Origin of the sequence: Citrobacter sp. Cpo147, from assembly GCF_030332405.1 — a bacterium.
GTDB lineage: Bacteria > Pseudomonadota > Gammaproteobacteria > Enterobacterales > Enterobacteriaceae > Citrobacter > Citrobacter portucalensis.
The window spans coordinates 432904-444403 of sequence record NZ_JAOWHX010000030.1 but is presented as its reverse complement, the minus strand read 5'-3'; the positions used below and the strand labels follow the sequence as shown (position 1 = coordinate 444403).

The window sequence follows — 11500 nt, the reverse complement described above, 5'->3', positions numbered from 1 at the left end:
GGAAAAGTGATTACCACTGATAACTCACGAAAATTTTGCCATTACGACCATCCTGCGGAATGCCTTGCGGCGACCAGTACTCTTTGTCGAAGGCGTTGCCCAGTACCAGCGTGGTGGTCATGCCTTTCAGCGCTTGTTGGCCCTGATAGCTCACGTAGAAATCGTTTACCGCATAGCCAGGCTGTTTAGTGTAGCTGTTGCTGATATGCGTGGAACGGTCAGCAAATGTCCCTATCCAGCCGACAGAGAAACCGCTGTGCGCAACCGGCACATTCAGTTTGCTGGTGACGGTATCCGGGTTAATGCTGGAAATGTATTCACCTGTGTCAGTATCTTTTCCGCGTGTGCGGTTATAGGCCATGTCGAGGCTGAACAGGTCGGTGGAATATTTCGCCATCACGTCCCAGCCCCAGATTTTGGCATTGGGTACGTTATAGGACGTGGTTGTCGCAGCGGCGAAATCGACGCTGGTGGAGATGTAATCTTTCGCTTTGGTGTCGAAATAGCTGGCTTTAAATTCGAGCGCGTCGCTCGCCATCAGAAGATCGTCAAAGCGCAGGCCAAATCCGTATTCCTGTGTTTCGTTGGTTTCCGGGCGCAGGTTAGGGTTAGGTACCCAGTAGTTGGTGTAAAAACGACCAATCGAGAAGTGTTTCGCATCGTTATACATCTCGCCCATAGTCGGGGCACGGAAAGCCTGAGCGTATGAACCGAACAGCATCAGCCAGTCAGTTGGCGCAACTGTTAATCCGGCGCGGGATGACCATTTATCGGCATCGACATCTTCATAGCCGTCGCTGCTGCCGCGATAAGAGTCATAACGGGTACCGCCCAGCAGCGTAATCGGCAGGTCGCGCAGGGTGATTTCATCCTGTAGCCAGCCGGAGCTGAAATCGATCTTTGCCTCCGGGAAGCCAGTTGTTGCTCCTCCAGGCTGTTGTTCCTGACGATAGTATTCACCGCCGTAGGTCAACAGGTGAGATGCAAAAGAGTCGGTAAACAGGCGGCTGCGGTTGTCGATCTTCCCGCCTTTGGTGGTTTGCTTGCGAAATTCGCTAGTGTTATCTGCATTCTGAGCATTAATGCGCGCTTCGGACCAGTAGATACGGGCGTCAGCGTTCAGCCAGTCATTGTCCGCCGGAGCGAGCGAGTAGGTCAGTTGCGCATCACGCTGGATCGTTGAACGGTTGGTCATCGGGTTGCTGGCATCCGCCGTGCTGGTCTGCGGGTTTTTAGGTTCCCGGGCGTCATTGTTGTAGTAACGCAGCGAACCGGCCAGCGTCTGGGCGCTGTTAATTTTCCAGCTACCTTTCGCCAGCATATTGTTAATTGCTTCGTCATTCGGCGCAGTAGTACCGTCACTCTGGCGTAAATCACCGCGATCGCGGCTGGACCAGGCAAACAGTCCGTCCAGCGTATCGGTACGGCCATACGTGCTGGCGCCCATGCCGAGACTGTGATCGCCGGTCGCCGCGGTACCGAACACGCGATAACCGCTGTTTTGCCCGACTTCCAGTAGATCTTTGGCATCTGCAGTGTCATAGGCGATCACGCCGCCTAGCGCGCCGCTACCGTACAGTAGTGCGGAAGGACCACGCACGACTTCGATGCGTTTGATAAGCGCCGGGTCGAGGAAGGTACTGTTCAGGTGTCCGGTGTCGGTTCCCTGGCGAACGCCGTCAACCAGCACCAGAACGCCGCGTCGATCGTACCCGCGCAGATTCACGTCCTGGCCGTTGGTACGGCCCGTACCGTCAAGGGTCAGGCCTGGAACCCTACGTAACAGGTCGGCAGCTGAGCTGGCGGTTTGGTTTTCTGGGGCGGTGGCGTCAATGACGCTGACCATCATCGGTGCTTCAAAGGCGCTACGGGCATTGCCGGTGGCGGTAACGGTCATATCCTCGGCCGCCGCATAGGCGACGGCGGGCAGGTTACTGACAATCGCCAGCGCCAACAGCGATGGGCGCAGGGAAGCGGTGTGCAGGTAAGGCATAGCAACTCTCCATTAGGAAATCGAAAAGCGCTGGCTGCCTGGGTATGACCTGGGTGGCTGGCGAAATGTGTTGTTTATTTAGTCAGAATGAGTTTTCCGGCTTGGGTCTGGCGCAGCAGGTAGTGCTGACCATCATGTTCTATGATCACGCGTCCTTCGTTACCCAGCAGGGTTTTACTGTCAATTCGTCGGTCGTTTGGCGCGACGGAAGGCGGTGTTTTGTCTTTTGCAGGCGTTGCCGTTGTGTTATCCATACGTGACATAGTGTTTAAAAATAACAATCAATGTAACAATGATAATCATTATCATCAAACTGCAAATTTGCGGCAAGCGTTTTTGTGAAATAATTGTGACGAGAACGTTTTTTGCACAACAATCAAGGGAAAAACAAGGGATTAGCGCCGGGCAAAGTGATATTGCCCGGCGAACAGCATTAAAAACGGCTATCAACTGCAGAGGCGAGTTTTTCAACCAACAGTTCAGTATCTTCCCAGTTCAGGCATGGGTCGGTAATGGACTGACCGTAAACCAGCGGCTGGCCGCTAACGATTTTTTGCGTGCCTTCACGCAGGAAACTCTCCGCCATGATCCCGGCTATTGCCGTTGAACCGTTACGAATTTGCTGGCACACGTCATCACAAACCTCCAACTGACGGCGATGCTGCTTCTGGCAATTACCGTGGCTAAAATCGACCACCAGATGCTCAGGCAGAGAAAATTCGTGCAGGGTATCGCAGGCGGCAGCAATATCTTCAGCATAATAATTCGGCTTTTTACCGCCGCGCATGATGATATGCCCGTAAGGGTTACCGCTGGTCTGATAAATGGTCATCTGACCGGTTTTATCCGGCGAGAGGAACATGTGACTGGCGCGGGAGGCGCGAATCGCATCGACGGCGATGCGCGTGTTGCCATCCGTTCCGTTCTTAAAGCCGACCGGGCAGGAGAGCGCGGAGGCCATTTCACGATGGATCTGACTTTCGGTGGTGCGCGCGCCAATAGCTCCCCAACTGATTAAATCGGCAATAAACTGGCCGGTCACCATGTCGAGGAATTCAGTCGCCGTGGGGACGCCCAGTTCGTTGACCTGCAACAGCAGTTTTCGCGCCAGTTCAATACCGTGGTTTACACGATAACTGCCGTTCAAATCCGGGTCGGAAATCAGGCCTTTCCAGCCTACGACGGTGCGTGGTTTTTCAAAATAGGTACGCATCACGATTTCCAGACGCGCCTGGTGCTTAGTGCGCAGCGCCTGTAATCGTGTCGCGTATTCCATCGCGGCATCAAGATCGTGAATCGAGCAGGGACCTACGATCACCAGTAAACGGGGGTCTTCACCATTTAAAATTTTTTCTATCCGACGTCGGGAGTCCGTAACATGACGGGCGACGGAGGACGAAACAGGATGCCGTTGCGCAAGCTCTGCTGGAGTGACCAGGTTGTCAATACGCGCAGTACGGAGTTCATCGGTTCTGTTCATTACTTGTCTCAGAAATTTGTTGCTTCAACGGCAGGACTACCGGGAAGTGATGTACATCACAATATCACACTCATCCTGCCTGGTGGCGAGCATAATAACAAAAAATCGAACCAATGCACTAGCATTCTAGTACATGCGGCGATTTAGTCCCATGATATCGAGGATCTTGGTAGCAATCTCTTCTACCGAATAATTGGTACTGTTCAGCCAGGGGATCTGGTTTTTCCGGTACAGCGCTTCTACCTCAGCGACTTCCATACGGCACTGACGCAGCGAGGCGTAACGACTGTTCTCACGACGCTCTTCGCGGATGGCTGCCAGGCGCTCAGGGTCGATGGTCAGGCCGAATAATTTATGCTGCAACGGCTTAAGGGATGCTGGCAGCACCAGATTATCCATATCATCGGCAATAAAGGGGTAGTTGGCCGCGCGGATACCAAACTGCATGGCCAGATAAAGACTGGTCGGCGTTTTGCCGCAACGGGAAACGCCGAGCAGGATCACCTGCGCCTGATCGAGGTTGCGCAACGAAATACCGTCGTCGTGGGCGAGGGTGTAGTCAATGGCGGCGATGCGCGCGTCGTACTTGTTGAGGTTACCGGGATTCAGACCGTGCGTGCGATGGGCGATAGGCGTAGGGTCGAGTTTCATCTCGTGTTGCAGTGGGGCAACCAGCGCCTGCACGATATCCTGACAAAATCCTTCGCTTTGCAGAATGATCGAGCGAATTTCCGGCAGGACGATGGAGTAAAACACCAAAGGGCGCACACCAGTTTGTTGATAGATCGCGTCAATCTGGTCTTTAACCGCGCGCGCACGACTCTCATTTTCCACAAACGGCAGCGTAATACTGCTGATCGTGACAGGAAATTGCGACATCACCGCGTGACCCAATACCTCGGCGGTGATGGCCGTACCATCAGAAATATAAAATACGTGACGATCAACAGCATTATCCATTTTGCTCATCCTGGGGCAGATATAATTCTCTGAAAGCATAAATTAAAATTTGCCAGAAGCGAATATTGCTGCATCTATTTTATAAAATGAAACGGTATTTTTATATTTACTGAAAAGTACATTTCATTTTTCGGAACAAATGTTTATACCGGTCGTTTTTGTGGTGATCCCGTGTGGTTCGCGGGTTTGCGCAAATGCGGAAACAATCTGAAAAAATAAAAAATAAAGTTGCTTGAACGATTCACCGTTTTTTTCGACGGAGTAAATATGCCAAGATAATTACGCAAAATTGAGTTTCCTAACCTCGTTCATATATAAGGATTGTTCGATGTCCAACAATGGCTCGTCACCGCTGGTGCTTTGGTATAACCAACTCGGCATGAATGATGTAGACAGAGTTGGAGGCAAAAATGCCTCCCTGGGTGAAATGATTACTAACCTTTCAGGTATGGGTGTTTCCGTACCGAATGGTTTTGCAACGACCGCCGATGCGTTTAACCAGTTTCTGGACCAGAGCGGTGTAAACCAGCGCATTTATGAGCTGCTGGATAAAACGGATATCGACGATGTCACCGAGCTTGCGAAAGCCGGGGCGCAGATCCGCCAGTGGATTATCGACACTCCTTTCCAGCCAGAGCTGGAAAATGCCGTCCGTGATGCCTACGCGCAGCTGTCAGCGGACGATGCCAATGCCTCTTTTGCCGTGCGTTCTTCCGCTACCGCAGAAGATATGCCAGATGCGTCATTTGCCGGTCAGCAGGAAACCTTCCTCAACGTCCAGGGATTTGATGCCGTACTGGTTGCCATCAAACACGTATTTGCCTCGCTGTTTAACGACCGCGCGATCTCTTATCGTGTTCACCAGGGCTATGACCACCGTGGCGTAGCGCTCTCTGCTGGCGTTCAGCGGATGGTGCGTTCTGACCTCGCATCCTCAGGCGTAATGTTCTCCATCGATACCGAATCCGGTTTCGACCAGGTCGTCTTTATTACGTCTGCCTGGGGTCTGGGCGAAATGGTCGTGCAGGGCGCCGTTAACCCGGATGAATTCTACGTGCACAAACCGACCCTGGCGGCTAACCGTCCGGCGATCGTCCGTCGCACAATGGGTTCGAAAAAAATCCGCATGATTTACGCGCCGACCCAGGAACACGGTAAGCAGGTGACCATTGAAGATGTCCCGCAGGAACAACGTGACATTTTCTCCCTGACTAACGAAGAAGTGCAGGAACTGGCGAAGCAGGCGGTACAAATCGAGAAGCACTACGGTCGTCCAATGGACATCGAATGGGCGAAAGACGGTCATACCGGCAAGCTGTTCATTGTTCAGGCGCGTCCAGAAACCGTGCGTTCTCGCGGCCAGGTGATGGAGCGTTATACGCTGCATGCTCAGGGTAAAATTATTGCTGAAGGTCGCGCCATCGGCCACCGCATTGGCGCGGGTCCGGTCAAAGTCATTCATGACATCAGCGAAATGAACCGTATCGAACCAGGTGACGTACTGGTTACCGACATGACCGACCCGGACTGGGAACCGATCATGAAGAAAGCAGCAGCAATTGTCACTAACCGTGGCGGCCGTACCTGTCACGCGGCGATTATTGCCCGTGAACTGGGGATCCCGGCCGTGGTGGGCTGTGGTGATGCGACCGAGCGCATGAAAGACGGTGAGAAGGTAACCGTCTCCTGTGCCGAAGGTGACACCGGTTATGTCTACGCTGACATGCTCGACTTTAGCGTGAAGAGTTCCAGCGTGGAGACCATGCCGGATCTGCCGTTGAAGGTGATGATGAACGTCGGTAACCCGGATCGGGCTTTCGACTTCGCCTGTCTGCCAAACGAAGGCGTCGGCCTGGCGCGTCTGGAATTTATCATCAACCGTATGATTGGCGTGCACCCGCGTGCGTTGCTGGAGTTTGATGACCAAACGCCTGAGCTGCAAAATGAAATCCGCGCCATGATGAAAGGTTTCGATTCTCCGCGTGAATTCTACGTAGGTCGTCTGACGGAAGGGATCGCGACGCTGGGTGCGGCGTTTTATCCAAAACGCGTCATCGTGCGTATGTCGGACTTTAAGTCCAACGAATATGCCAACCTGGTCGGCGGTGAGCGTTATGAACCGCATGAAGAGAACCCGATGCTGGGCTTCCGTGGGGCGGGCCGTTATGTTGCCGATAGCTTCCGCGACTGCTTTGCGCTGGAATGCGACGCAGTAAAACGTGTCCGTAACGACATGGGCCTGACTAACGTTGAAGTGATGGTACCGTTTGTACGTACCGTTGCTCAGGCGAAAGCGGTGGTGGAAGAGCTGGCACGCCAGGGGCTGAAACGCGGCGAGAACGGACTGAAGATCATCATGATGTGTGAGATCCCGTCTAACGCCTTGCTGGCCGAGCAGTTCCTCGAGTACTTCGACGGCTTCTCCATCGGCTCAAACGACATGACGCAGTTGGCGCTGGGTCTGGATCGTGACTCTGGTGTGGTTTCTGAACTGTTTGATGAGCGTAACGACGCGGTGAAAGCACTGCTGTCGATGGCGATTCGTGCAGCCAAGAAACAGGGCAAATACGTGGGTATTTGCGGCCAGGGTCCATCTGACCATGAAGACTTCGCGGCCTGGCTGATGGAAGAGGGGATCGACAGCCTGTCGCTGAACCCGGACACCGTCGTACAAACCTGGCTGAGTCTGGCTGAACTGAACAAGTAATATCATGCCTTATCCGGCCTATTCAACGTAGGCCGGATAAGATGCGTTAGCATCGCCATCCGGCGCTTTATCCTGTAATACTCTCCACGCTCAAACGCTGAATAATATCCTGACGAAGCTGGTATTTTTGTACTTTACCGGACGCCGTGCGCGGTAATTTCTCCACGATCACAATGTGCTCAGGGTATTTGTACTTTGCCACCCGCTTGCGGCTAAAAAAGGCCACCACTGATTCCAGCGACAACGAATGATGCGGAGGTTTTAGGACCACGTAAGCACACGACCTTTCACCTAAGCGTTCGTCCGGCATCGCGACAACACAAGCATCGTGAATGCGAGGATGCTGCAATAAAATATCCTCAACTTCGCGGCTGCTGATGTTTTCTCCACCACGGACAATGATATCTTTTTTCCGCCCGGTGATTTTGATGTACCCCGCATCGTCCATTCGGCATAAGTCGCCGCTGTAATACCAGCCGTCTTGATCCAGCGCGCGGGCGGTGAGTTCGGGTTCATCGAGGTAGCCCATAAACACATTGGGACCACGCGAAGCTTCTTCACCTTCTACCCCCGCGGGCAACGTATTGCGCGCTTCATCGACGACTTTAATTTCAACACCTGCAGCGGCATATCCGTCCGTATTCATCATGCGAGAAAGCGAATCATCGAGATTGACCAGCGCATGTGGTGAACTCTCAGTCGAGCCATAAATGCTTAATAATTTTATGCCGAGCTGCTGGCAGTCATGGGCAATCTTCTGGGGAATGGTTGTGCCCCCACATAAGAAAAAGCGTAGTGATGAGATATCGCTTGACCGCTTTTCCATGCTACACAACATGTCGTAGACGAAGGGTGTTGCGCCGAGCACACAGGTACAGCGCTGTTGCTCCAGCAGATCAAGACAGGCGGTTGGGGTGAAAATATCTAACAATACGCTGCGTGCGCCGATTAAAAACGGTGCAGTAACGCCATGCAGAAAACCGGTAGCATGTCCCAGTGGTGCGGGCATCAAAAACACATCCTGCCAGGTGAGATTGAGGCGGGCACAGTAGGCACGCTCGCTGGCAAGGATGTTGTTGTGGGTCAGCATTACGCCTTTTGGCATTCCCTCGGTACCGGAGGTAAACAACACCGCCGCCAATTCATCGGCGTGAACATTAATCGTCTGGGTTAAAGGCGGAGCTAAAAGCAGTTGACTGAGCGCCAGCGAGGTAGTTGCCGGAGCCAGTTTATCCACGGCAACGATCTGTTGCAGATGCGGCAACTGGTTTTGTAAGGGGAGGATCAGATCGACCGGTCGGGTCTGTTTAAACAGTGTCGGTGCGAAAAAAATCTTCGCTTTACACTTATTCAGCACCCATACCAGCTCTGCTTCACGCCACGCTGGCAGCAGCGGTACGGAAACGGCCCCGGTTTTCAGGCAGGCCAGGTAGATAATCGTAAACTCGCACCAGCCCGGTAACTGGAAGGCAATGCGATCGCCGGGTTGAATACCGCAGGCTAAAAACCAGGTTGCCAGACTGCTGGCCGCGCTGTCGAGTGCAGCATAGGTGTATGAAGCGCCATGGTTATCAACCACGGCGATTTTATCTGGCATGGCTCTGGCAGTTTGGTTCCAGTAATCGCCAAGCGAAGCATCTCCCCATAAACCCTGTTGTCGCCAGACTTCGCGACGTTCGGCGTTAAACGTTAGTGTGATACTCATGAAGTTATTCCCAGGATGATTTCGGCATACATCTGACCGGATGGCCGGCGTGGCCGATCCGGTGTACTACAGGCAAAATCCATTAGCCGTAGCGAAAATCAACGCCAAATGTTCCGACCGGATATTCCCATTGGTCGAGGATCGTGTCGCCGCACAGTACTCGACACGTTCCGCACTCCAGGCAACCAGCAGAATCAAAATGAATGTTTCCACTCTCATCCTGCTTATACAGCCCGGCGGGGCAGGCTTTCAGCAGCTTGCGAAATTCATTAAGGTCTGGATGTTCGGCCAGGATAATGTGCGGGTGGCCTTCATCGACATTGAATTTATTGACGCCCAGTTTGACGTCAACGTTAACGGTATTGTCCTGATTCATAGTGCAGTTGCCCCCTTGATACCGTCTTTCAGTAAGTTCATCAGCCCGATTTGTTTTGCGTGGGACATAATCATCTTGCGAACCGGTTGATTTGGACGTCCGTCAACGGTGAACATATCGCTCATGATGTCGGCCACCATACGCGGATACTGGGTGAACAGCCGTGGGTTTTCCATTAGCGCCGGGATCTTGCGAAAATGCTGTAAATCACGCATTACACAGCCCTGTTCGAGCGCGCGCTTGTAGTCCATCAGGCTGTTGGCAGAGAAATCCTGGCGTTCTTTTGCTGCAATGGCTGTTTGGGCAGCGGCTTCTGCGGAAGCGATGGCCAAATCCATACCTCGCACCGTGAAACCCAGGTTCAAACAGAAACCGGCGGCATCGCCCACGATCATCACACCGTCATCGACCAGCTTTGGAACCATTGCCAGACCGCCTTCCGGAACCATATGCGCGGAATATTCCAGTAGTTCTCCACCGGCAATCAATGGCCGAATAGTTGGATGTTGCTTAAAGTCTTCCAGCATTTGTGGAATACTTTTTGTGGCATGAGCAATATCCCCCAGACCACACACCAGACCCAGAGAGATGGAGTCCTGGTTGGTATACAAAAATCCGCCTCCCATCAACCCATCAGACGGTGAGCCTGCAAACAGCCAGGCCGCGCCTTCATTACCTGAAAGATTGAAGCGATCTGCAATGACCGCTGGAGGTAAGCCGATCAGCTCTTTTACGCCAACGGCATAGTGATGTGCAGAAGAGGGCGGAACCATCCCCAGGGAACGCCCCAGCATAGAGTTGACGCCATCGGCAAGGATGACAATATTGGCTTCCAGGATATCGTCGCCGGCCTGAACTCCGGTAACCTTATTTCCTTCGCGGATCAGGGCATCGACGCGCACGCCGGGAATGAACTGCACGCCAGCTTGTTCCGCTTTTTCCATTAGCCATGGGTCAAGTCTGTTGCGCAAAACGGTATACGAATCCTGCGTTGGTGCGTCAGCCTTTTCACGATGAAAGTCGAGAGTGACGGCGCTTTCTTCGGTCAGAAAGGAGATTTTTTCGCGGGTGACTTTACGCTCGAGCGGCGCTTCCTGCGCGAACCCCGGCATGATGCGCTCAAGACTATGTGCATAGAGTCTTCCGCCGGTCATATTTTTACTACCTGCACTGTTTCCGCGCTCGATAACCAGCACGTCCAGTCCGGCCTGAGCCATCACGTAGCCTGCAACCGTACCCGCCACGCCAGCACCGACCACAATGGCATCAAATTTTTCATCTGACATGCTTTATGCTCCCTTCCCGCTGCGAGGGCAGCGGGATATGTGCGTTAAAAGTGGGGTTAGCGGCTGAGATGCTCGATAAGAGCCGGAACGACTTTGTAGATGTCGCCGACCAGTCCGTAATCGGCGTAATTGAAAATAGGGGCTTTCTTATCTTTGTTGATGGCGACAATGACTTTCGCGCCGTTACCGCCGACCATATGCTGAATTTGTCCTGAAATGCCGAGGGTGAGGTAAAGGTCCGATTTCAGTAACACGCCAGAAACGCCGATGTAGCGTTCGCGTTCCATCCAGTTTTCGCCTTCGGCAATCGGTCGTGAACAACCCACTTCTGCACCCAGTACAGATGCCAACTGGTGCACCATCTCCAGATCGTTTTGCGCAACCAGGCCGCGGCCCACACCCACCACACGTTTGGCTTTGCTGAGATCCACACTGCTCACGGATTTGGCGCGACGTTCCTGGCACATAATTTCATGGTGCGGTGCGATGTAAGGTGCAGAGACAACAGGGCAGGTATGTGAAGCATTAGCCTCTACCGGTTCAAGTACGCCTGGGGCAAGAGTGATAATTGCCTGAGTTGTTTTGATTTTTTCTTTGCCGAATGCCAGGCCACCGTACATACGGTGTTCTGCGAACAGTGAGCCATCATCAAGCGTTACCGACGTGGCGTCATTTACCATCGCTGCATTGAGTTGAATACTTAACCGTGCACCAAGGGATTTAGCGCGTTTAGTAGCTGGCATCAGCAATAGCCCGGTATGTTCTTGTATCAGGGCGGCGATGGTCTCGGCAAAATTTTCAACACGCTGTAAACCAGACGTTGTTTCAAGCACGACAATCTCATCGGCACCCAGAGGTTTAACCTGATTGGCCTGTTCGTTGCCTTGTACAATAAGGTGTACCTGTTCACCCCACAGGCGTGCGCCGGACATTAATTCTGCATAGCGTTCTACGTTATCGCTGAACACCCATACGTTAGCTAATTTACTCATG

9 protein-coding genes are annotated in these 11500 nt (G+C 52.9%); 1 reads left to right on the top strand and 8 read right to left on the bottom strand.

Annotation, left to right across the window (positions count from 1 at the left end; translation table 11 throughout):
• Nucleotides 1-10: 10 nt before the first annotated feature.
• The 4 genes from OGY06_RS04725 to ppsR form a co-directional block, all read right to left on the bottom strand.
• A complete protein-coding gene (locus OGY06_RS04725; RefSeq protein ID WP_275145815.1) occupies nucleotides 11-1993 on the bottom strand; it encodes a TonB-dependent hemoglobin/transferrin/lactoferrin family receptor in 1983 nt (660 codons plus the stop codon).
• A gap of 74 nt (nucleotides 1994-2067) precedes the next feature.
• Complete coding sequence (gene hemP, locus OGY06_RS04720; RefSeq protein WP_003832599.1) at nucleotides 2068-2256, bottom strand: hemin uptake protein HemP; 189 nt, start codon at nucleotides 2254-2256, stop codon at nucleotides 2068-2070.
• A 170-nt stretch (nucleotides 2257-2426) separates the two neighbouring features.
• Nucleotides 2427-3473: a 3-deoxy-7-phosphoheptulonate synthase AroH gene (gene aroH / locus OGY06_RS04715; RefSeq protein WP_003832600.1), complete on the bottom strand. Its 1047-nt coding sequence runs from the start codon at nucleotides 3471-3473 to the stop codon at nucleotides 2427-2429.
• A gap of 126 nt (nucleotides 3474-3599) precedes the next feature.
• Nucleotides 3600-4433 (bottom strand): posphoenolpyruvate synthetase regulatory kinase/phosphorylase PpsR, encoded by an 834-nt coding sequence (gene ppsR / locus OGY06_RS04710; protein WP_003030553.1) that lies wholly within the window; start codon nucleotides 4431-4433, stop codon nucleotides 3600-3602.
• A gap of 328 nt (nucleotides 4434-4761) precedes the next feature.
• Between ppsR and ppsA the strand changes: the two genes are divergently transcribed.
• Entirely contained in the window at nucleotides 4762-7140 is a 2379-nt protein-coding gene (ppsA, locus tag OGY06_RS04705; RefSeq protein ID WP_003832604.1) for a phosphoenolpyruvate synthase, read from the top strand.
• A gap of 67 nt (nucleotides 7141-7207) precedes the next feature.
• On the opposite strand, the gene fadK is transcribed toward ppsA, so the two are convergent.
• From fadK to OGY06_RS04685, 4 genes are all read right to left on the bottom strand, one after another.
• Nucleotides 7208-8845, bottom strand: a complete 1638-nt coding sequence (fadK, locus tag OGY06_RS04700; RefSeq protein ID WP_003832607.1) for a medium-chain fatty-acid--CoA ligase — start codon at nucleotides 8843-8845, stop codon at nucleotides 7208-7210.
• An 82-nt stretch (nucleotides 8846-8927) separates the two neighbouring features.
• Nucleotides 8928-9221, bottom strand: coding sequence for a ferredoxin family protein (locus tag OGY06_RS04695; RefSeq protein ID WP_003832609.1), 294 nt, complete (start codon nucleotides 9219-9221; stop codon nucleotides 8928-8930).
• The gene (locus OGY06_RS04690) at nucleotides 9218-10507 is read right to left on the bottom strand and encodes an FAD-dependent oxidoreductase (protein ID WP_003832610.1); all 1290 of its coding nucleotides are present in this window, start codon (nucleotides 10505-10507) and stop codon (nucleotides 9218-9220) included. The genes OGY06_RS04695 and OGY06_RS04690 overlap by 4 nt, the downstream gene beginning before the upstream one ends.
• A 56-nt stretch (nucleotides 10508-10563) precedes the next feature.
• On the bottom strand, nucleotides 10564-11499 hold the full coding sequence (locus OGY06_RS04685; RefSeq protein ID WP_063941506.1) for an electron transfer flavoprotein subunit alpha: 936 nt from the start codon (nucleotides 11497-11499) through the stop codon (nucleotides 10564-10566).
• Between the last annotated feature and the right edge of the window lies 1 nt (nucleotide 11500).